The organism is Synechococcus sp. BDU 130192 (assembly GCF_963876085.1).
GTDB lineage: Bacteria > Cyanobacteriota > Cyanobacteriia > Cyanobacteriales > MRBY01 > MRBY01.
In genome coordinates this window covers 23443-43580 of sequence record NZ_CAWNNO010000059.1, presented here as the reverse complement: position 1 = coordinate 43580, position 20138 = coordinate 23443, and the positions used below count along the sequence as shown (strand labels likewise).

Here is a 20138-nt window from a genome sequence, read left to right as displayed (position 1 = left end):
TGAAAGCCATAGGAAACTATTTTTTATTTCTAAGTTACTAATCAGGCAACATTCAAGGTTTGGGGCCTAGGCTGAAGCTGAAACTTCTGGCTTAACGGCTTGGTTCAAAAGTTCCTGGAGTTCATCGCCTTCAATGACCTCTGTATCGAGGATTTTTTGGGAGATGGTTTCGAGTAAATCTCGGTTGGCCCGCAAAATGGCGATCGCCTGATCATGGGCAGTCTCGACAATTTCTTTCACCTCTGCATCGATGGCCTGGGCTGTCTCATCGCTGACCATGCGCCGGGGATTCATCATATTTTCACCGAGGAAATTATTTTGGGAACCCCGTTCATAGGCGAGGGGGCCGAGGACTTTGCTCATGCCGTAGGTGGTGACCATCCGTTCGGCGAGATCCGTGGCCCGTTGCAGATCGTTGGCGGCACCTGTGGTGATCGAACCAAAAACAATTTCTTCTGCGGAACGGCCTCCGAGTAGGGTGGCAATCTGGTCGCGCATTTCCCGCTCATCCATCAAGAAACGGTCTTCCGTAGGCATTTGTAGGGTATAACCCAAGGCTGCCATTCCACGCGGCACAATGGAAATCTTCGCAACTCGGCCTCCTCCAGGAAGCAAAGCACCAACAAGGGCATGACCGACTTCGTGATAGGCGACAATTTTCTTTTCTTTATCCGACAAAACCCGGCTTTTTTTCTCCAGGCCAGCGACAACCCGCTCAATTGCTTCTGAAAAATCCGCTTGGGTCACCTTATCGCGCTTATTACGAGCCGCTAGCAAAGCTGCTTCGTTAACAAGGTTTGCCAAGTCAGCCCCCGCAAATCCAGGGGTGCGAGTCGCAATTTCTTTTAAATTGACTTCGTTATCGAGTTGGACTTTGTTGGCGTAGATTTCGAGGATCTTCAGACGTCCGCCGAGATCCGGGCGATCGACTAAGACTTGACGGTCAAACCGTCCTGGGCGGAGCAGGGCAGGATCAAGGGTTTCGGGGCGATTCGTTGCAGCTAGGACAATCACGGTGGCATCGCCCGCCGAAAAACCGTCCATTTCGGTTAAAAGCTGGTTGAGGGTTTGCTCCCGTTCGTCATTGCCCCCCATCATGCCGCCACTGGCCCGAGATTTGCCGATGGCATCTAATTCATCGATAAAGATAATACAAGGGGCTTTTTTCTTGGCTTGTTCAAAGAGATCCCGTACCCGGGCGGCACCGGCACCGACAAAGAGTTCAACAAATTCCGAACCAGAAATACTAAAGAAAGGCACGCCAGCTTCGCCAGCAACGGCCTTCGCCATGAGGGTTTTTCCAGTTCCCGGAGGGCCAACCAATAACACCCCTTTCGGGATTTTGGCACCGATCGCCGTGTAACGTTGGGGCGTTTTTAGAAATTCAACAATTTCCGTGAGTTCGGTTTTGGCTTCCTCGACACCAGCCACGTCATCAAAGGTAATTTTTGTCGCTTCTTCCTCAACGTAAACTTTTGCTTTGCTGCGGGTAAAGGAGAGCGCTCCCCCTGCTCCACCGGCACCGCCAGCACTGCGCCCAATGAAAAATTGCCAGATTAAGACAAAAATAATCGGCGGGATCACCCAACCCAAGATATTGCCAAAGAAATTATTTTTTGGGGGTGGTGCGGCAAATTCAACGCCACTGGCTTCGAGACGCTTGGGCAAATCTAGGTCAAAAATGGGGGTGGTGCGGAGGATTGTGCCCTGTTGTTCTTCGCCTTCGGCTTTGAGTTGGTAACGGATTTCGCGATCGCCAACGGAAGCGCGGGCCACCTGACCATCTTCTACCTGATTGATGAAGAGACTGTAGGGCACCTGAGGGGTCGGATTACCAAACAAATTGGGGAAAAAGGCATTCACCAGGAAAAAAAGTCCCGTCAGCCACAACAAAATGGAGCCAATTTGCCTCGTCCGAGAGGGGGGTTTATCTTTGATGCTCATAGCAATGTTGTCCGCAGAAAGCTTTGTATTCCCCCATTGTAAAGATCGTCACATTTTTGATACAACGCGGTTAACCGAAATCAACGGTTCGGCTTCAGACGGGATCATTTGTGTTAGTGGGCTAGGGCTTGGCCAAGGTATTTAGTCGCTTTAGGGGCGATCGCCAAGGCATCTGTTACGCGCTACTTTCTTCTTTTTTATGCAAAAGAAAACGGTAGACAGGTTCGCCTTTGTTGGCCGTGGCGACTTCCCGCTCCGTCGGCACTGGAAAAATATTCTCCTTTAGCCAAAACGAATCATGGGTGAGGATGAATTTTTCATGCTCCAGAAATTTTTCTCTCATTTCTAAAGCAACTTCTTCAACATCCGACTGACAAAACAAAACCAGCTTTTGGGGTGTATGTTTCGCCAGAATGTCAACTAAATCTGGTTGCACAACCCGGCGTTTGTGGTGCTTTTTCTTAAACCAAGGATCAGGAAATTGAATCGTGATCCAAGTCAAAGTTTCCGTCGGCAAGGAGTCCAACAGCACCTGGAGAGAGGTATTAATATTCGCAAAAACGTAGTGAAGATTTTTTAGCCCCAGTTGATCCCGGATTTCGTTGGCATCGTCCACGAGGGGTTCACGAATTTCTACACCAACAAAATTACGCTCTGGAAACCGTTGGGCCATCTCTAAAATAAACCGCCCCCGCGCACAACCAATATCGAGGTGTAAAGGAGCCGTTAGATCAGCAAAAAGATCTGACCAATCTGGCATCTGAAACACCTGTTGATACTTATCGGTTAAGGGATTGACATGCTGTCGAACGCGCGATCGCCCCACGAACTCACTCCTTAAAAATGTCCAACGAAAAAATTTGCCATCCCATTGTGCCACGTCCCCCACGCTAAACTTGGATATGCTTAAATGAAAAAGAGCAAAAACCCTTTGCCCTTCGTGAACCTCTCAACTTTTCGGCAGACTATGGCAGAAACCACCGATCCCAAATCCAAAGCAGCCCCCGCCGCGAAAAAAAAGGAAAAGCCCCCCGCAGTAGAAGACAAACCCTTTGCGGAGTTTATTGAGAATCACTTCCTCCCGGATCTACAAACTGCCCTCAAGGAAAATGGCATTGGGGACATGGGTCTCAAATTTATCGAAACGAATATTCCCATTAAAGGCTTAGAATCCCAAGTCTGCTGGCAGGTTCAAGGCAGTTGGCTCAACAACAAGCGGCAATTTATCCTTTATTTCATTGATGCAGACATCAAAGGCCAGAAAGCTTGGTCTTTTGCGACGGATGGCTCCCCCCACAGCACCCTAGAGTCTTTCATGATCGATGAACGTCGTGTGAATCTTCCCTTGATGGTTGGCTATGTGATCCAGCGGCTCAATGGCCAAAAATGGTTGGTTCTCAACTAAGGCGCGGCGCGATCTGTACCGACAAGGTTATCCATGAGCGATCCTGAGGCCCTCAAACAGTTACTCGAAGCGGTGGCCCAGGGGGTAGTTAGTCCCCAAAATGCGCTGACAGAGCTGAAGCATTTGACCTTTGAAGCTGTGGGTGACTTTGCCAAAATTGATCACCACCGCCAACTGCGCACAGGCTTTCCGGAAGTGATCTGGGGGCCAGGGAAAACGCCGGATCACATTGCCCAAATTATGCAAACGATGGGCGATCGCCACCCGGTTGTCATGGCTACCCGCATTGATGTGGAGACCTACCACCAACTGCAGCCCAAGGTACATAACCTCACCTATTTCCCCGAAGCCCGCATTTGTGCCCTCATCCAGGCACCGCCCCAGGTACGCCATCGGGGGACGATTTCGATCTTGACCGCTGGCACCGCTGATCTCCCCGTAGCCGAAGAAGCGGCTGTCACTGCAGAGTTATCGGGTTTTGCGGTAAATCGCCTTTGGGATGTGGGGGTGGCCGGAATTCATCGTCTTTTAAGTCATCGCCATGTAATCGAGCAAGCAGACGTTCTGATTACGGTGGCGGGCATGGAGGGGGCTTTGCCTAGTGTGGTGGCAGGTCTGGCCGATTGCCCTGTGATTGCGGTGCCCACCAGTGTTGGCTATGGAGTGAGTTTTGGGGGCGTTTCTGCTCTCCTGACCATGCTTAATTCCTGTGCGGCGGGCATTGGTGTGATGAATATTGATAATGGCTTTGGGGCGGCGATCTTGGCGGGACAAATTTTGCGGACGGCGGCAAGGTTACGCTAGAGGGTCAAACGCAACAGTGAAAAATCGTCTTCGAGGTGATTTTGGTGCAGGCGATCGCCAATGCTTTTGACCAGAGGCTGGAGAGAAGTGCCTTGGAACCGCTGTAGAAAGTTCAAAAAAAGATTCCATTGTTGCTTGTGGTTTAGGGCCGCCGTATTTTCATAGACCCCATCACTAAACAGATACAAGCGGGAATTAAACGGCAGATAAAGACTATGTTCTTCGTAGATGCTGAGGTCGGGTGGCAACATCCCAATCGGGAACCCCTGGGCCTTTAATAATTGCGGCGGTTCACCAGTATTGGGCTTCACCAGAACCGCCGGGGGATGGCCCGCACAGGCATAGGTAACGATCCGGTCATCCACGTCATAAATCCCATACCACATGGTGAAGTATTGCCCTTGCTGTTCGAGAAATTGGCAAGTGCGGTTGAGGTGATTCAGAACAGCCTGGGGGCTGCGGTAGTCAAGACCTTTAGTTTTATTGCGCGATCGCAATAGGTTCAAAATGCTAATGGAAGGAAGTGCGGCTTTGAGGCCATGGCCCGACACATCCAAAAGATAAAACACCAGCTCCTGGGGACTGAGCCAAAAATAATCAAAGCCATCGCCCCCCAATTGGGAAGACGGGATAAAGCAGCTATCGATCTGTAAATGATCTTGATAGAGGGGATCTGGTAAAAGGGATTTAACGTATTGGGCCGCCTCGGTCAGTTCCGACTCTAAAGCGCGTTTCTGGGCAGTCAAATCCTGGGTGAGACGACAGATTCGCAGGCCAGATCTAACCCTGGCTTCTAGTTCGTGGCTGCTAATGGGCTTACAGAGAAAATCATCGGCTCCCGCATCTAAACCCATCACCTTATCTTCGACGGCATCTAGGGCACTCAACAAAATAAAAAAGGTAGTCGAGAGATCGGGGTGTTGTTTCACTGCTTGACAGACTTCAATGCCATTCATTTCCGGCATCATCCAATCGGAAATGATGAGATCGGGCCGGGTGGCGATCGCCAAGTCCAATCCCGTTTTGCCATCACTCGCGGTGGTGACTTGATAACCCTTACGTTTGAGGGTCCGTTCCAAGAGAACCCGCATGGCAAGGTCATCATCAATGACAAGAATCTGAGGCATTACTTAAGCTAAACTACCAAGGGAGACTATCCCTTTTTATGGCTGTACTTTGGCTATCTTAGACCAATTTCAATTCCAAATTCCCAGTGATACGGCTCAGTTAGACCAAGTCCTCCAGCACTGTGAGGCTTTTCAACTGCGTCATCACCTGGCCAGCCAAGATTGGCTCCAGTGCAAAATCGTGATCGCTGAGGGATTTACCAATGCCGTTCGCCATGCCCACGGCGAAGATCTCAAGCAGTACCAGATCACCGTTGAACTCTGCCTCAGTCACCACAGCCTCGAAATTCGCATTTGGGACCATAGCCCCACTGTCTTTGATCTAGAGCAATATTACGCCACCCAACAACACCAACAAACCACCCTAGAAGATGCGGGGGGGCGTGGCATGATGATTTTGCAGAAAGTGGCCAATCATCTCACCTATCGCCGTGATCCCCAGCGGCAACAGAATTATTTACATATCGTTAAACATCTGATGCCCCGTTTATCTTCCCATTTCATCACCGTTGATCAATTGGGCGATCGCCTAGCTGATCCCAACCTTGTCATTGTGGATTGTCGCTTTCGGCTCAATGATCCGACCTGGGGGGAAACGCAATACCAACAAGGCCATATTCCTGGGGCCTATTACCTGCATTTGGATCGGGATCTCTCTGGCCCTGTGCAACAACATGGGGGGCGTCATCCTTTGCCTGACCCAGAAGCTTTTGTTTCGTTACTTTCTCGCCTCGGCATTGAGCGCAATCGCACCGAAGTGATTATCTATGACGACTTTTACTGTGCTTTTGGGGCGCGGTTTTGGTGGTTGCTCAAATACTATGGCCACGACAAAGCCCGCCTGTTAGATGGCGGGTTTCCGGCCTGGCAGACTGCCCAAGCGCCAATCGACACTGATATTCCTGGGTTTAAACCCGGCCAATTTGAGCCAAATCCCCAACCTCAATTGGTGGTTAATCGTCAGGATTTACTGATTGCGACGGACAATCAACGGCTGGTGATCGATGCCCGGGATGGCGATCGCTATTTGGGAAAAGTTGAACCCATTGATCCAATTGCTGGCCATATTCCTGGGGCGCTCAATGTCCCCTGGAAACAAGTTACCGATGCCCAAGGGTTCGCTCAACCGCCGGAAGTGCAACAAACCCTCTGGGAAAACCTATCCCCTGAGCAAGAGATCGTGCTGTATTGTGGCTCCGGGGTCACGGCCTGCGTCAATTGGCTGTCTTTGGAGCTGACGGGCCATCATAATTTGAAACTGTACCCTGGGGGCTGGAGTGATTGGTGTTCCTACGTAGCCCCCTCATTCGACACAAAGTCTCCTTAGGAAATTTCAGGCAATATTACCGGAGGCGAACCGCTTCCAACAAACGAGAATAGTAAAAACGGGTACTGGTCATTTCGGTGCGGGCGATCGCAAAACCGTTATCGATTAAGATTTGGCGGATATCCTGTTCCTTGTGTTGGTAGGCGCGGGTGGTCTTGCTGGGGCCAGGGAAGAATTCACCAATTTTCTTGAGGATCGTCAGCCAAAACGTTTTCGGCGCAAAGCTCAAGATCAAGCGATCTTCGCTGAGGGATGCTAAGTGGGCAATCATCTTTGCCGCATCCTCGGTGGGATAGTGGATCAGCACATCCAAGCAAATCACCGTATTGTATTTGCCGCTGATGCTTTCGAGATCTTTGGTTTCAAACTTTAGATTAGGGGTGTTGCCAAAGATTTTTGCGGCCCGTTCCTGGGCCTCACCGACCATTTTTTCAGAAATATCGCTGGCGTAAATTGAGCGAGCACCGGCCTCCATGAGGGGGATACTGAGGCTACCGACCCCACAGCCAGCATCACAAATGCTTCTGAGGTTAAGATTTTGATCGGCCTTGAGCCAAGCCACCACCTTATCAATGGTCTGTTGGTGCCCGACGCGGATATCAGCCTGGACTTTGTTGACATCCCCGTCACCATAAATGCGTCGCCAACGGTCAAAGCCCTTGGCATTGAAATAATCTTTGACGATGGTTTTGTCATTGAGGGAGGAGGTCATGGCGCTTTGGATTTAGAAAAAAATTAAAGGATTTTGTTATCGATCCAATAATGTAGCAGCTTTGGGAAACCCTAGGGTGATTGTTCTGTGGGGGACCATTGACAGTAGGGATAGCTAACGAGGTTGGCGTTGTAATAGCGGGGCTCGTGGCTCACTTCAGGGCCAACCCAATTGGGTTTTGGGAAGGGTTGATCAGCATCTGTGAGTTCAATTTCTGCCAGGATTAAGCCTTGGTTCTCGCCGAGAAATTCATCGACTTCCCAGAGGAAATTATCGAGGGGAATGCGGTAGCGGATTTTTTCGATCTGGGGGCGATCGCCAAGATGTTCTAGCATCTCTAGGGCTTCGATTAAGGGAATCGGGTATTCAAATTCCAAGCGCCCAATCCCCTCGGTTTTACCTTTAATCGTCAAAAAAGCTTGTTCTCCGGCAATGCGCACCCGTACCGTTTTTTCGGGTGTCCGCTGGAGATAGCCTTGGCGATAGGGAATCCCTGGGGCCAGATCCCGCCAGCGATCGCCAATCACGAGAAATTTCCGTTCAATTTCTTGGGGCATAGCGTGAAAACCTCCACAGCGGCAGACTCCAAAGATTGTGGCCTAGAATGAAGATCAACTGTGCGATCGCCAAAAAAAATCAATGATCGAAATTCATAATCTCTCCAAGATTTACGGCCAAGGGGACACCCAAATCTATGCCCTCAAACAGGTAGAACTCAGCATTCAAGCGGGAGAATATTGCGCCATTATGGGGGCGTCGGGTTCCGGCAAATCAACCCTGATGAACATCATTGGTTGCCTCGATCAGCCCACCAGTGGCGATTATTTCCTCGATGGCCAAAATGTCGCCACCCTCAGCGATCGCCAACTGGCCACCATTCGGAATCGCAATATTGGCTTTGTTTTCCAGCAATTTCATCTCTTGCCCCAGATGAGCGCCCTTGAAAATGTGATTTTGCCGATGGTCTATGGCAATGTCCCTCCCCATGAACGGCGGGACCGGGCCGTCGCCGCTTTAACCAAAGTCGGTTTGGGCAGTCGTCTCTATAATCGTCCCAACCAACTCTCTGGGGGACAACAACAACGGGTGGCGATCGCCAGGGCAATTGTGAACAAACCCTTGCTACTGCTAGCGGACGAACCCACCGGGGCTTTAGATTCCCGCACCACCCAAGAAATCTTAGCGTTATTTCAGACCCTCCACGACGACGGCATGAGCGTGGTGATGGTCACCCATGAAACAGAAGTGGCCCGGCAAACCAAGCGGATTATCTGGCTCCGGGATGGCAGTATTACCCACCCAAACCTCAGTCCTGCGGAAATGATCCAAGTGGCCCTGGCCCCAAGCCCCTAAGAATCCTACGGGAGTGGTATGCAATTTGGCGATCGCCATGGTTCAATTCAGATACACTTGGGACAAGACTTTGGGGAACCCTATCCCACCACCATGATTCCTTGGGGACAAGTCCATTAAAAAAACGATAGAATTCGCAAATTTTGTCAAAGTCGGCCAAATCCCTTGTTACACTGCAGAGCAAAACCCCATTGCCTCTCCTGTTTTCCTTTCGCGTCCCGTCTACATCAGCACAACTATGAGCAACTTTAACTTCCCCTCGCCAGAGCCCACGCCCCCCGAGACCGAAGCGAACCTCAATCAGTCTCCGCCCCAGGCCCCCGAGACCGAAGCGACCAGTGCCGTAGATCCGGGTCATTCTGAAAAACAACAACCAGAGTCTGTGAGTCCTAGCCCGACGATTCCGAAACCGAATCCCAACGCCGATGGCTATGTTATTGCCCACAAACTAAGGCAGCACAACCGCGAACTGGTCAAAACCGTCGTTCAACTCGAAGAAGCCTTGGCCGAATCCCAAGAAAAACTCCAGGCACACATTATCCGTTCCCGCAGCGCCGACAGTCTTATTACCCAGCAGAGTGACGAACTGAATACGAGCCAGCAACAGCTCAGTCAGTTGGGGCAAGAACTCGAACAAGCCAAACAAAATGCCCGCCAATACCAAGAGATGCTCGCAGAATTAGAATACAAATTCCAAACCAGCCAAACTCAGTTGGCGAAAATCGAGCGCGAATGTGCCCTCCTCCAGGAAGCCTATAACGAGCAGCAGCAAAAACTATTCGCCGCCGAACAGGAAATTAAGGATCTCCAGGTGCGACTCCAGCGGCAACAACGCTACACCCTGCAGTACAAATCAGCCCTGGATGAATGCGCGGATATTCCCGTCGAAAACGATTTGGCGACCGGGGAAGCCTCCATGCCCAAGGCGTCGAATATTCAACCCTGGTCTGAGCCGGAAACAGCGGCAACCGAGCCAACAAGGCCGGCGATCGCTAAAGCAGATCCGAATACCGAAGCTGACCTAGATCGTCAGTTAGCGGCCCTCGAAGAAGAAATTGAAGAAATGGAAGAATCCGCCGGGGCCGCTTCAATCCTGAAGTCCACCATGAGCCTAAAAGCCGCCCTACGGATTACCCCCCCGGTGACAAAACGACGGGTCAGTGCGCCCATGGGCACCCCGGCCAAAGCAGAAACCAACCACAACTGGCCAGCGCCGACCCTCAACAGTCCCCGGAGCCAGAAGCGGCCGATGTCTGCGGCAGTGGTGGATCTACCAGCCTTTTTACGGAACTAATTGCTGTCCTAAATATTGGGTCTCCCTAAGACCCCGTTGGTGATTGACCCAGTGGCGATCGCCAATCTTTTTTTGTCACAATATTTAACAATAGAAGTTGCAAATTTTATCGACGTTTATTTTTAAGTGATTATGCCTAGAACGTTACCTGCAAACCTCGAAAAGATCGTCAGTCGGTTTAAGCGAAAAACAGATCCCAAACAAAAATATCAACAGCTTTTGTGGTACGCCAACAAGCTCGAACCCATGGCCGACAGTGAGAAAAACGCCAACAATAAAGTCCATGGTTGCGTTTCCCAGGTCTTTATCACAGCAGACTACGAAGCGGGCAAAGTGACCTACCACGGGGATTCTGACGCCCAGCTCGTGAAAGGATTAGTGGGCCTACTGATTACAGGTTTAAATGGTTTATCGCCTGCCGAGATCCTGGCGGTCACCCCAGACTTCATCGCAGAAACGGGATTGAATGTGAGCCTAACGCCGTCTAGGGCTAACGGTTTTTACAACATTTTTAAAATGATGCAAAAAAAAGCAAGGGGCTTTGAAGTGGGGTTAGAAGCGAGTTCCAACTCATAAATGAGAAAATTTTGATATCATTTACAACAAGTAATGTTGTTTGTTAAAAAAAGAAAATTTAAATCCTATGGCACTTTTTGGCTTATTTGGCGGCAAGAAAAAGAACGAAGCTCCTAAGGGTGATTACTTCCTCGACTTTGAAGAAGCCCAGACCCTTGGTGATACTGAATTGATGAAGAAATCCGTAACCATTAAGCGGACTTTCCCGAAGGTTAAAGGTCAAGAGGGCGCGACAATCGTGACTCAAGTCTCCTCGGAGATCGCCCGTAAATTGAACAAAAATCAACAAGCTGTATCCCAGGCAACGGAAGCAACAAAGGCTTCTTCTGAAACCGCCAGCACTCCCATCACCCCGGCAGCACCTCGTCCTAACCTGAAGGTCGATAGCAGCATGGACATGTTCCGTAACATGGCGAAGAAAATGAATCGCTAAGGGTTAAGAACTATTGCGATTTTCGACGGTGATTTTCAGAATATTCACTAAAAAGCTGGGGGCTAACGCCCCCTTTTTTATGCCGATCAGTTGGATTTAAGGGTTCAATTTAAGCGAGGGCCGCCACAGAAACTTTCGCGGCGATCGCCTTAGCGATGGAGACCAGAGCCTTAGCCGAAGCAGATTCTGGTTGGGCGACCACAATCGGTGTACCAGTATCGCCCCCTTCCCGGAGCGCAATTTCTAAGGGAATGCAGCCGAGGAGAGGCACATCCAATTCGTTCGCGGTTTTTTCGCCGCCCCCAGAGCCAAACAGGTCATATTGGCGATCTGGCAGATCCGGCGGGATAAAGTAGCTCATATTTTCAACAATTCCCAGCACATTCACTCCCATTTGCTGGAACATCTTGAGGCCCCGGCGCGAGTCTAGGAGAGAAACGGTTTGGGGGGTGGTGACAATGACAGCACCGGCCATGGGCACCGCCTGGGCCATCGTTAGTTGGGCATCACCCGTACCAGGGGGCATATCAACGATGAGATAGTCCAGTTCGCCCCAGTTCACCTGGTAGAGAAACTGACGAATGATCCCGTTGAGCATCGGCCCTCGCCAAATCACTGGTTGGTCTGGGTCAATCAGGAACGCCATGGAAACGAGTTTGACCCCATGGTTAAATTCTGGCTGGAGAATATCTTGGCCACCTGTTTTATCGACCTTGATTTCGACTTCGCCAATGCCCATCATGTTCGGCACATTTGGCCCGTAGATATCTGCATCCAAGAGGCCGACTTCTGCGCCAGTTTGGGCCAGGGCGATCGCCACATTCACCGCAACGCTACTTTTACCAACGCCCCCCTTGCCGCTGGAGATGGCAATGATATTTTTGACGTTATCAATGCCCTGTTGGTTGGGCAGTGCTTTCTGTTGAGGCGTTTCGGCGGTGACTTCCACATCCACAGCGTTTACCCCAGGTAAAGGCAGCACAGCATTTTTGCACTCCTCGACGATAAATTCCTTGAGGGGGCAAGCGGGCGTTGTGAGCACCAGAGTGAATTTCACCGTACCATTCTCCACAGAAACATTGCGGATCATATTGAGATCCACCAGGCTTTTTTGAAGCTCAGGATCTTGAACGGGACGGAGGGCAGCCAGAATTGCTTGGGTATCAGCCATAACTTCAGGAAAATTTAGGATTTGGGTTTGTGGTGCAGGCGAATGCCCACAAAAATATCGTAGAGGAAACTGAGAAAATCTTTTCCCTGGAGCAGTCCTAATGATTGGGGAGAACCTTTTTGATCTAACAGGGGCTTGATGTAGTAATAGGCGGGTTGATACTTATACCAAGGAATCGAGGGCCACAGGTGATGGACTAGGTGGTAATTTTGCCCAAGGATCAAAATATTGAGGAGCTTGCTCGGATAAACCCTGGCATTTTTCCAGCGATCGCGTTCTTCAAAGGGACGATGGGGCAAATAATCAAAGAACAAACCCAGGGCAATACCAACCACCAGGGCCGGGACAAACCAAAAATTCATGATGTAGCCAATAAAGCCATACTGGATGCCCAGGTAGACAATGACCCCTAAAAAAGCACGGCTAAGGAACCACTCCAGTAACTCGTAATTTTTCCACAGACGACGCTTAAAGAAAAAGATTTCGTGGTAGAAAAAACGGGCTGCAATCATCCAAAGGGGGCCGCCAGTCGAAACGAAATGATCCGGATCATTTTCAGGATCATTGACATGGGCGTGGTGCTGGAGATGGACTCGAGTAAAGACCGGAAAAGCAAATCCCAGCATTAGGGCACTGGCATGGCCCAAAATGGTATTGACCGCACGGTTGCTATGGGCGGCACGGTGGGACGCATCGTGGATCACCGTTCCCGCAAGGTGCAGCGCTAAAACATTTTCTAGGAAGCAAATCCAGTCATACCAACCCCAAAACCAATAGCCTCCCACGGAGGTGGCGATCAATCCTACTGCGATGATGACCATCCACACATTGGGGTTCATCCCACCAGGGGGACGCAAATACTCCCTTGACATTACCAATGATGACGCTGCCGCCGCCGTCATAAGCTCCTGTTCTCCTCGATGTCTGTGAAATTTGGTTAATCCTTGGGTAGTTTACAATACTTAAGGCTAATTCATAAACCTTGATGTGCCATAAACACTGTTTAGAAAAAAACAAAAAATGCTTGTAATTCAACGTTTCTAGGCTAATTTCAAGCTAACCATTTGCTGCTTCGCTGCGTTTGTAAAATACCAAGTCCACGGTTACTTTCTGAAGTTTATCGTCTTCTTCCGTGGCGATCGCCTCGTGGAGTTTGACAATTAAGAGGATTAATGTTCCGTGGCGTGATTGATAAACAATCGGTTTTCCTGCATTGGGAAGAGTTTAAGAGAGTATCCTGTTCTCGGTTCCTAATCGCTGGCTGGGGGATTTAGCTTTGGCAACAGGCGATCACACACAAACAAAGTGCCAGAGGCAACGCAGAGGGGAATTGTCACGAGATTGAGAAAAGGCAAACTGATCAACCCTAGACAAACCAGCCCAAACCCCGCACTACCCGGCAAGGCCCGGTAAACTTGTCGCAACTTTTGACGAAATGTAAAGCGCCTTCTTTCGAGGGTGGCATCAAAAAAATCAAGGCAAATGATCGTTAAAGTCACCGCCAAGCCTCCCAGGGAGGACAGTACGCTACCAATCCCCGGCAAAAAGTTGATCCCAAACAACAAGGGGGCGATCGCCAAAACCAAGGCTAATTTTTTTAGTTCAAAGAGAATGGCGCGGCCAATGTCGCGGAGAATACCCACTTCAATGATTTCCAGGCGACTGGTGCGGAGTTTTTCAATCTGTTCTGAGAGTTGGCCATACCAAGGGGCACCAAGAATAACGCCAAACTGCACCAGCAGCAGTCCCACAGCAATAAACACTGCCGCAATGAAAATCAGGCCTAACAACCCTCCCAGAAAATTTGCGCCGTAATCTAACCACTGCAACCAGGCAGGCAAGCGATCAATTAAACCAATCAGACTGGTGCTAATCCAAGTGTAGCCAGCCCCCGCCGTCCGCCACGCCCAGCGCAAAGAAAAAGTATAGAGCAATCCCCCCAGCACGACATTAACGCCAAGGGGAATCGCTAAATATTGGAGAAGCTTCGGGTGACGGGAAAAAAATCTCGCGGCGCGGAATGGGTAACTGGCCCCCCGAATGAAGTCAATGGGCATATTTTTCGGGTCAACTCTAGCTTGGGTCGTAATGCTCTGTCTTTCAATCTAAACTTCAATGGTCGGATGGCGGAATGTAAACCCTAAATTTTTTAATTTTTGGTTAGATACACGCACATTTAAGGGGCGATCAGAGGGTTGACTCGCATCCCAACGTACTGGGGCCAGGGCATATTTTTCGGCCAAACGAGAGAGTAATTCTCGCCGGGGCAGTGGTTCATCACAAACCAGATTGAATAAACCGCTCAGATTATGGATCTGGGCAAACTCGATCGCTGCCACAATGTCTGCTAAATGAATCCAGTTACCATATTCGCTGCCGTCACCAGGTCGCACCTGCCCCATGGCCCGCTGGAAAATTTTCTTAATTTCCCGCCCTTCACCATAGATTCCCCCCAAACGGAGAATGCAAACCTGACGTGCATCGGTGGCGATCGCCTTTAGGGTTTGTTCCGTTGCCAAAAGAATTTCTGCAAAAATATGGGGTGGTTTGTCGGGGGTCTTTTCATCAACCCAAGCACCGTGGTGATTGCCGACGATGGCGTAGCTGCTGGTATAGATCACCTGTTTAACGGTGTCGTTATGGGTGAGGGTCTGGGCGAGGTTATGGGCCGTTTTGAGATAAGCCTGCCGATAATTTGCTTCGGTGCGCCCCTTTGAACCCACGGCCAAAAGAATGACATCTTGGCCTTCACAAAGCTCCTGGAGGGCTTCGGGTTGATCGCCGCTGAGGACTTTCACCTGGTGGGCTATGCCTTGTAACTGGGAGACTTTTTCGGGGGTCGTTGTTGTCACGGTCACTTGATGACCCGCCGTTGTCCACTGCTTGGCGATCGCCTGGCCCACATAGCCACAGCCAATAATTGCAATTTTCACCAAGGGAATTCCTCCTTAACAAACCGTGCCATAATTTTAAGCATTGTAAAGTCTTGTTTTGTCGCTATTATGCCCCTTTTTCCGCCATTTCCGCCCCTGGATCCGCCTTTGGATGGCTGGTCTTTAGAAGGGCGCGACCCAGAAACTATCCGGCGTTTGCTGCCCCTCTGGGAGTGGCTCTACAAATTTTATTTTCGGGTAGAAACGAGCGGCTGGGAAAATTTGCCGACGGCTGAGCCGGTGTTAGGGGTTGGTTCCCATAATGGCGGCCTTGCGGCGCCGGATATGTGGATGATGATGTATGACTGGTTTCAGCGGTATGGAGTTGAAAGGCCTACCTATGGCCTGATGCATCGTAATATTTGGCTTGCTTTCCCAGAATTAGCGAAAATTGCGGTCAAAACGGGAGCAGTGCAAGCCCACCCGAAAATGGCGATCGCCGCTTTGAAATCCGGGGCCAATGTCCTTGTCTATCCCGGAGGTGGCCAAGATGTCTTCCGGCCCCATGCCCAAAGAAATCAGATTTATTTTGCCGAGCGGCGGGGATTTATTAAACTGGCCCTGCGCCAGGGGGTGCCCATTGTGCCACTGATTTCCTGGGGTGCCCACGACAGCATTTTCGTCATTGAAGATATCTACGAACCCCTTAAAGAATTTTTAAAAGCGTTTAACCTGCCGTGGCTATTTAACATCGACCCAGAAGTCTTTCCTATTTATCTTGGTTTACCCTGGGGCGTCGCCTTTGGCCCCCTACCCAACTTTCCCTTACCCACAAAAATGTACACACGGGTCTGTCCACCAATTCGCTTTGAAAAATATGGCCGGGCCGCGGCGGGCGATCGCCCCTATGTTGAAGCCTGCTATCAGCGGGTTTTAGGGGAAATGCAGCGGGAATTAGACCAATTAATCGCTGAGGTCGAATCTCGCCCTAAAAGTTGTCCCTAGCGGCGGTTCGCAGGATTTAGCCAGGTGTTTAAGCCTTCCCCTAGCAAAGATAAACCCATCACCATCAGGGTCATGGTCAGCCCCGGAAATAGCGCCGTCCACCAAATCCCCGTCGGCAAAGCATCGAGGGCGAGGCGCAAATCATGGCCCCATTCCGGCGTGCCATCGGGCAAACCTAAACCCAAAAAGCCCAATCCCCCCAGGATTAAAATCGCATCGGCGGCATTGAGGGTAAACAGTACCGGTACACTCTGGATTACATTGAGAAACAAATATTTCGACAAAATTCGCCTCGGCGTTGCCCCCATGGCCTGGGCTGCTTCGATAAACAGTTCTGTTTTGGCGCTGGTGGTGCGGTTGCGGACAAGACGAAAATATTGGGGCACATAGGAAATACTCAAGGCGATCGCCGCGTTAATCACTCCTTTGCCCACCACAAAAGCAAGGGTAACGGACAACAGCAATCCCGGTAGGGTATAGATCGTATCCATTAAAAAGAGCAGCACCCGGTCTACCTTGCCACCAAAATACCCACTCACCATCCCCAGGGGAACGCCGATCATTAAACTGAGACTCGTGGCTAGCAGCACTACCTTGAGGGCTGCCTGGGTACCAAAGAGGGTGCGGGACAAAACATCGTAACCCTGGCGACTGGTGCCAAACCAATGGCGCCAACTGGGGGGACTATGGATCGGGAAACTAAGGGAATCGAGGGGGTCTTTCAGCCAGCCGACATTTTCTAATAAGGGTGCGCCGAGGGCGATCGCCACAAATAGCCCGGTAAGCGTCACCCCCACCAGGGCCAGGCGACGCGAAAGTTTTGCCTCAGGATTTTCCCCTGCCATAACAGCCCACATTAAAACAGAACGTCTGTCAGTATAGCGGTTGGGCGGTCTCTCCCCATGGCTTTTACCAAATATCTAAACCAATCAGAATACTTTCTCGATCGGATAAATCGCCGATAAACTTTCGCAAGGGGGGCGGCAATTTTTTGATCAGAGTCGGGGTCGCAACAATCCGTTCTGATTCAGCGAGGTCGGGGTGCTCATAAATATCAATGATCCGGATTTCGTGGCGTCCGGGCAGATATTCGCTGCAAATGCTTTCTAGTTCGTTGATCGCCCAGCGGGAATGGCTATTACTGCCAGCAACGTAGAGATAAAGCACATAGAATTCATTTTGTTTGTGGTGGATGGGAGGGCTTGGATCTAGCCGCGGGGAGGGATCCTTAGAGAAGTCAGAAGCCATGTATTTGGGTCAGGTTATGCCAGAAGCACGGTAGGTTGTCGCTGCAAAATTTGTTCGAGGGCGATCGCCGTCCATTCTATATCTTCCATTTGAGTTTGTGCACCTAGGGTTAAGCGAATCCCAGAGAGAGCCTCTTGATCGCTATAGCCCATCGCCTTTAGGGTTATGCTGGGATTGAGTTTACCGCTATGGCAGGCAGACCCCGCACTAATACCAATGCCAGCGAGGTTCATTTGGCGCACGAGGGTTTTCCCGGTTAGGCCCAGGAGGGACGAATCTTGGCGCAAGGCAAAACTGACATGGTGGGGCAAGCGGGCATGGCGATCGCCTGTAATTTGTAGATGTGGGCTACTGCTCCCTCGGTTTAACAGAAAATTGCGGAGGCGACTCAAGCGTTCAATTTCTTGGGCCATGGTTTCCTCGGCGAGTTCAGCGGCCATGCCCAAAGCAACGATGCCGGGTAAATTTTGGGTGCCGGAACGTAAATTGTGCTCTTGGCCGCCGCCGTAGAGTCGGGGCTGAAGTTTAATACCATCGCGCACATACAATGCACCAGCCCCCTGGAGGCCATAGATCTTGTGCCCAGACAGGGAAAGCAAATCCACGGGAAGCTGGCGGAGATCAATGGGAATGCGTCCCACGGCCTGAACTGCGTCGGTGTGAAAGGTAATGTGATGTTTTTTGGCGATCGCCCCCAGTTCGGCAATGGGTTGAATGGTGCCCACTTCGCTCTGGCCATAGATCACCGAAATTAAAACCGTGTTGGCTTGAATCGCCTTTTCTAGATCCTGAGGATCTACTTGGCCACGACGATTAACTCCGAGGCGTGTCACTTGCCAGCCTTGGGTTGCGAGGAAATCTGCGGCCTTGGCGATCGCCGGATGTTCCACCTGGGAGATAATCAAATGTTGCGGCTCTCGGTACTGGTCTGTAATGCCAAAAATTGCCAGGTTATCGGCTTCGGTACCCCCCGCCGTAAAAATAATTTCATCGGGGTTCGCTGCACCAATGAGGCTCGCCACTTGCATCCGCGCCATTTCCAGGAGGGTAGCGGCTCGATTGCCCCAACCATGTAAGCTTGAGGGATTGCCCCAGGTTTGGCCACAGACTTTTTGCACCCGCTGGATCACCAAGGGATGGGGGGGCGTTGTTGCGCTGTAATCAAGGTAAATTTGCATGGTGGGCGATCGCTCAATGGTTCCCTTAGCATACGCAAATTCGGGCTAACCCGTCAGCCCGTGCGACCAAGGGAGTATCCCAGCATAAGCCAAAGTCGCAACAAGAAAAAACTCCCCCAGTCCAAGACCAGAAGAGTTTCGCCATCACATCACTCTAGTACAAACCCTAAGCCAAACTTGCAAGCCCATCACTGTAGAGCTTCCGGGCGTAGTCCGTCCAAGTGCCCTGGCCCCAATAGCGGAAACAACTGGTTTCTACCAACAGCAAATACAACAGAGATCGTTGATAAGCTTCTGTTTTCGTTACGCTGGGATCTTCGGCCACGAGGCGGTCATATTTTTCGTGGAATTTAGCGCTCAGTTCGTTCATCGGCTCCAGGACATTTTCATAACCCTTGACCCAACTGAGATCATTTGTCCAGGAAGCGCCATCCACATGGAATTGGTGGTCATGTTCATTTAAATAGGCGATCGCCTGATTGACAGTTTCCGGCGTAACACCTTGATTTTCGGCCTCTAGTCTTGCCCAAATCTTCGCCTGGCCCACCGCCTGACACACTGGATAATCGGCTTCGGTAATACCCTTCGCTTCTAGGAGTTCAAGATATTCTGTGCCATTGAAACCGACAACACTACCGTCATTTTTAATGTCATGCCAAGCCGGGAGATAACCTCCAGGAAACTCATTCATCATCACGCCGCCATTTTCCCCATCGGCGATCTGGGAAACTAAACAGGGCACTGATTGACCTGCTAATTCTTGGCGATCGCGACTCTTCGCTTCGTAATAAGGTTGCATCTGGGCCACCAGTTTCGTATCAGACCCCTGGGTTTTAATCAGTGCCGTAATGCTGATTTCTTCGCCCCGGGAATTTTTCACCACCAGGCGATTGGGGAGATATTTATCATCATGGTGTAAACCAGAACCGTCCAAACGCTCCACGGAATGTTCTTGCACCAAGAGCCAACGGTAACCACATTCCTTGAGGGCTTTAATGTATTCAAATAGCGTATCCGGATGATTGGGGAGGTGCATTTCTGGGGGCGAAAATCCCTTAACCCGCTTCAGGGCTTCGACCCCAAAAATTTCTGCAAAATAATGCTGCCAGGCCTGAATTTGCAATTTTAAATCAGGAATAGGCGTCGAAGGGGCTACCGCATGGCTCCACATAGTCCCTAGCCATTCCACATAGGGCTGATAACGGGCATCTGTGGTGATTTTCTTAAGGTTATCGAGGACATCTTCCCGACCCATTTGCCGTAGACCCCAGAGCAGGTTGCCAGAATAATCCAACATAATCCGGGGGCTGCAGCCTGCAGCTACTAGCTCAGGGATAAACTCTCCCATGCGGCTGTAGCACCAAGCAAACACTGTGGCATTGTGGTTATCACCATCATGGGGATTTTCCATCATGTGCTGCAAGTTGCAAATGAGTGCGCCATCGGTTCCGGCGGGAATGGTGGGTTGGTGCATATGAAGGGCACAGGCAAACCCAGCCTTGACTTGATCAAGATTGAGATCACTCCGATCGAGAAAGATTTTTTCGTGATGATTGACAATCTCTGAAATTTCCTGCTCCTGACCGCAAATATTGGGTAATTGGGTTGCTTGAGGAGAAAGTGTCGAAACCATGTATTTTTCCTTATATATCTTTATCGCAATCACGGGACGATGCTTGAAGATCGCT

Annotated in this window: 21 protein-coding genes; 8 read left to right on the top strand and 13 right to left on the bottom strand. The window is 50.5% G+C overall.

Features of this window, described 5'->3' with window-relative positions; all coding sequences use genetic code 11:
- Positions 1 to 66: 66 nt before the first annotated feature.
- Positions 67 to 1944: an ATP-dependent zinc metalloprotease FtsH4 gene (gene ftsH4 / locus AACT35_RS12785; RefSeq protein ID WP_099238077.1), complete on the bottom strand. Its 1878-nt coding sequence runs from the start codon at positions 1942 to 1944 to the stop codon at positions 67 to 69.
- Between the two features lie 175 nt (positions 1945 to 2119).
- Complete coding sequence (gene trmB / locus AACT35_RS12780; RefSeq protein ID WP_099238075.1) at positions 2120 to 2770, bottom strand: tRNA (guanosine(46)-N7)-methyltransferase TrmB; 651 nt, start codon at positions 2768 to 2770, stop codon at positions 2120 to 2122.
- A gap of 141 nt (positions 2771 to 2911) precedes the next feature.
- Between trmB and AACT35_RS12775 the strand changes: the two genes are divergently transcribed.
- Positions 2912 to 3349, top strand: a complete 438-nt coding sequence (locus AACT35_RS12775; protein WP_065716136.1) for a DUF2996 domain-containing protein — start codon at positions 2912 to 2914, stop codon at positions 3347 to 3349.
- A gap of 33 nt (positions 3350 to 3382) precedes the next feature.
- Positions 3383 to 4153 (top strand): nickel pincer cofactor biosynthesis protein LarB, encoded by a 771-nt coding sequence (gene larB, locus AACT35_RS12770; protein WP_012306533.1) that lies wholly within the window; start codon positions 3383 to 3385, stop codon positions 4151 to 4153.
- Here larB and AACT35_RS12765 read toward each other — a convergent pair.
- Positions 4150 to 5280 (bottom strand): PP2C family protein-serine/threonine phosphatase, encoded by a 1131-nt coding sequence (locus AACT35_RS12765; RefSeq protein ID WP_012306534.1) that lies wholly within the window; start codon positions 5278 to 5280, stop codon positions 4150 to 4152. The two genes, larB and AACT35_RS12765, sit on opposite strands and share 4 nt — an antisense overlap.
- 49 nt (positions 5281 to 5329) lie before the next feature.
- Between AACT35_RS12765 and AACT35_RS12760 the strand changes: the two genes are divergently transcribed.
- Positions 5330 to 6607, top strand: coding sequence for a rhodanese-like domain-containing protein (locus AACT35_RS12760; RefSeq protein ID WP_099238073.1), 1278 nt, complete (start codon positions 5330 to 5332; stop codon positions 6605 to 6607).
- 16 nt (positions 6608 to 6623) lie between these two features.
- Here AACT35_RS12760 and bchM read toward each other — a convergent pair whose 3' ends face one another.
- Positions 6624 to 7319, bottom strand: coding sequence for a magnesium protoporphyrin IX methyltransferase (gene bchM, locus AACT35_RS12755; protein WP_012306536.1), 696 nt, complete (start codon positions 7317 to 7319; stop codon positions 6624 to 6626).
- Between the two features lie 71 nt (positions 7320 to 7390).
- Entirely contained in the window at positions 7391 to 7876 is a 486-nt protein-coding gene (locus tag AACT35_RS12750) for a CYTH domain-containing protein (RefSeq protein ID WP_030007828.1), read from the bottom strand.
- Between the two features lie 82 nt (positions 7877 to 7958).
- On the opposite strand from AACT35_RS12750, the gene AACT35_RS12745 reads away from it, so the two are divergent.
- The 4 genes from AACT35_RS12745 (at position 7959) to AACT35_RS12730 (ending at position 10975) form a co-directional block, all read left to right on the top strand.
- Positions 7959 to 8672, top strand: a complete 714-nt coding sequence (locus AACT35_RS12745; RefSeq protein WP_062433062.1) for an ABC transporter ATP-binding protein — start codon at positions 7959 to 7961, stop codon at positions 8670 to 8672.
- A gap of 238 nt (positions 8673 to 8910) precedes the next feature.
- Positions 8911 to 9966 carry a hypothetical protein gene (locus AACT35_RS12740; RefSeq protein WP_099238071.1) on the top strand — a complete coding sequence of 352 codons (1056 nt, stop codon included), beginning with the start codon at positions 8911 to 8913 and terminating at the stop codon, positions 9964 to 9966.
- Positions 9967 to 10098: 132 nt separating this feature from the next.
- The gene (locus tag AACT35_RS12735; protein WP_012306540.1) at positions 10099 to 10542 is read left to right on the top strand and encodes a SufE family protein; all 444 of its coding nucleotides are present in this window, start codon (positions 10099 to 10101) and stop codon (positions 10540 to 10542) included.
- A 67-nt stretch (positions 10543 to 10609) separates the two neighbouring features.
- Entirely contained in the window at positions 10610 to 10975 is a 366-nt protein-coding gene (locus AACT35_RS12730; protein ID WP_065710344.1) for a hypothetical protein, read from the top strand.
- A 109-nt stretch (positions 10976 to 11084) separates the two neighbouring features.
- Here AACT35_RS12730 and AACT35_RS12725 read toward each other — a convergent pair whose 3' ends face one another.
- From AACT35_RS12725 to AACT35_RS12710, 4 genes are all read right to left on the bottom strand, one after another.
- On the bottom strand, positions 11085 to 12146 hold the full coding sequence (locus tag AACT35_RS12725; RefSeq protein ID WP_099238069.1) for an Mrp/NBP35 family ATP-binding protein: 1062 nt from the start codon (positions 12144 to 12146) through the stop codon (positions 11085 to 11087).
- A gap of 14 nt (positions 12147 to 12160) precedes the next feature.
- Positions 12161 to 13048 carry a beta-carotene hydroxylase gene (gene crtR, locus AACT35_RS12720; protein ID WP_099238067.1) on the bottom strand — a complete coding sequence of 296 codons (888 nt, stop codon included), beginning with the start codon at positions 13046 to 13048 and terminating at the stop codon, positions 12161 to 12163.
- A 348-nt stretch (positions 13049 to 13396) separates the two neighbouring features.
- Complete coding sequence (locus tag AACT35_RS12715; RefSeq protein ID WP_030007835.1) at positions 13397 to 14203, bottom strand: EI24 domain-containing protein; 807 nt, start codon at positions 14201 to 14203, stop codon at positions 13397 to 13399.
- Between the two features lie 48 nt (positions 14204 to 14251).
- Positions 14252 to 15079, bottom strand: a complete 828-nt coding sequence (locus AACT35_RS12710) for an SDR family oxidoreductase (protein WP_099238065.1) — start codon at positions 15077 to 15079, stop codon at positions 14252 to 14254.
- Between the two features lie 69 nt (positions 15080 to 15148).
- On the opposite strand from AACT35_RS12710, the gene AACT35_RS12705 reads away from it, so the two are divergent.
- Positions 15149 to 16024, top strand: a complete 876-nt coding sequence (locus AACT35_RS12705; RefSeq protein WP_099238063.1) for a lysophospholipid acyltransferase family protein — start codon at positions 15149 to 15151, stop codon at positions 16022 to 16024.
- On the opposite strand, the gene AACT35_RS12700 is transcribed toward AACT35_RS12705, so the two are convergent.
- The 4 genes from AACT35_RS12700 to AACT35_RS12685 all read right to left on the bottom strand — a co-directional run bounded on the left by AACT35_RS12700 (position 16021) and on the right by AACT35_RS12685 (position 20083).
- Positions 16021 to 16869: an ABC transporter permease gene (locus tag AACT35_RS12700; protein WP_254047952.1), complete on the bottom strand. Its 849-nt coding sequence runs from the start codon at positions 16867 to 16869 to the stop codon at positions 16021 to 16023. The genes AACT35_RS12705 and AACT35_RS12700 overlap by 4 nt on opposite strands.
- A 64-nt stretch (positions 16870 to 16933) precedes the next feature.
- Positions 16934 to 17272, bottom strand: coding sequence for a circadian clock KaiB family protein (locus AACT35_RS12695; RefSeq protein WP_012306548.1), 339 nt, complete (start codon positions 17270 to 17272; stop codon positions 16934 to 16936).
- A gap of 14 nt (positions 17273 to 17286) precedes the next feature.
- Positions 17287 to 18450, bottom strand: coding sequence for a cysteine desulfurase family protein (locus tag AACT35_RS12690; RefSeq protein ID WP_099238059.1), 1164 nt, complete (start codon positions 18448 to 18450; stop codon positions 17287 to 17289).
- A 166-nt stretch (positions 18451 to 18616) separates the two neighbouring features.
- On the bottom strand, positions 18617 to 20083 hold the full coding sequence (locus tag AACT35_RS12685) for a hypothetical protein (RefSeq protein ID WP_062433083.1): 1467 nt from the start codon (positions 20081 to 20083) through the stop codon (positions 18617 to 18619).
- Positions 20084 to 20138 lie beyond the last annotated feature (55 nt).

Excerpts from the sequence above, each read along its gene's own strand:
- ftsH4 (WP_099238077.1), bottom strand. The coding sequence starts at position 1,944 with ATGAGCATCAAAGATAAACCCCCCTCTCGGACGAGGCAAATTGGCTCC.
- AACT35_RS12775 (WP_065716136.1), top strand. The coding sequence starts at position 2,912 with ATGGCAGAAACCACCGATCCCAAATCCAAAGCAGCCCCCGCCGCGAAA.
- larB (WP_012306533.1), top strand. The coding sequence starts at position 3,383 with ATGAGCGATCCTGAGGCCCTCAAACAGTTACTCGAAGCGGTGGCCCAG.
- AACT35_RS12765 (WP_012306534.1), bottom strand. The coding sequence starts at position 5,280 with ATGCCTCAGATTCTTGTCATTGATGATGACCTTGCCATGCGGGTTCTC.
- bchM (WP_012306536.1), bottom strand. The coding sequence starts at position 7,319 with ATGACCTCCTCCCTCAATGACAAAACCATCGTCAAAGATTATTTCAAT.
- AACT35_RS12750 (WP_030007828.1), bottom strand. The coding sequence starts at position 7,876 with ATGCCCCAAGAAATTGAACGGAAATTTCTCGTGATTGGCGATCGCTGG.
- AACT35_RS12745 (WP_062433062.1), top strand. The coding sequence starts at position 7,959 with ATGATCGAAATTCATAATCTCTCCAAGATTTACGGCCAAGGGGACACC.
- AACT35_RS12740 (WP_099238071.1), top strand. The coding sequence starts at position 8,911 with ATGAGCAACTTTAACTTCCCCTCGCCAGAGCCCACGCCCCCCGAGACC.
- AACT35_RS12735 (WP_012306540.1), top strand. The coding sequence starts at position 10,099 with ATGCCTAGAACGTTACCTGCAAACCTCGAAAAGATCGTCAGTCGGTTT.
- AACT35_RS12730 (WP_065710344.1), top strand. The coding sequence starts at position 10,610 with ATGGCACTTTTTGGCTTATTTGGCGGCAAGAAAAAGAACGAAGCTCCT.
- AACT35_RS12725 (WP_099238069.1), bottom strand. The coding sequence starts at position 12,146 with ATGGCTGATACCCAAGCAATTCTGGCTGCCCTCCGTCCCGTTCAAGAT.
- crtR (WP_099238067.1), bottom strand. The coding sequence starts at position 13,048 with ATGACGGCGGCGGCAGCGTCATCATTGGTAATGTCAAGGGAGTATTTG.
- AACT35_RS12715 (WP_030007835.1), bottom strand. The coding sequence starts at position 14,203 with ATGCCCATTGACTTCATTCGGGGGGCCAGTTACCCATTCCGCGCCGCG.
- AACT35_RS12705 (WP_099238063.1), top strand. The coding sequence starts at position 15,149 with ATGCCCCTTTTTCCGCCATTTCCGCCCCTGGATCCGCCTTTGGATGGC.
- AACT35_RS12700 (WP_254047952.1), bottom strand. The coding sequence starts at position 16,869 with ATGGCAGGGGAAAATCCTGAGGCAAAACTTTCGCGTCGCCTGGCCCTG.
- AACT35_RS12695 (WP_012306548.1), bottom strand. The coding sequence starts at position 17,272 with ATGGCTTCTGACTTCTCTAAGGATCCCTCCCCGCGGCTAGATCCAAGC.
- AACT35_RS12690 (WP_099238059.1), bottom strand. The coding sequence starts at position 18,450 with ATGCAAATTTACCTTGATTACAGCGCAACAACGCCCCCCCATCCCTTG.
- AACT35_RS12685 (WP_062433083.1), bottom strand. The coding sequence starts at position 20,083 with ATGGTTTCGACACTTTCTCCTCAAGCAACCCAATTACCCAATATTTGC.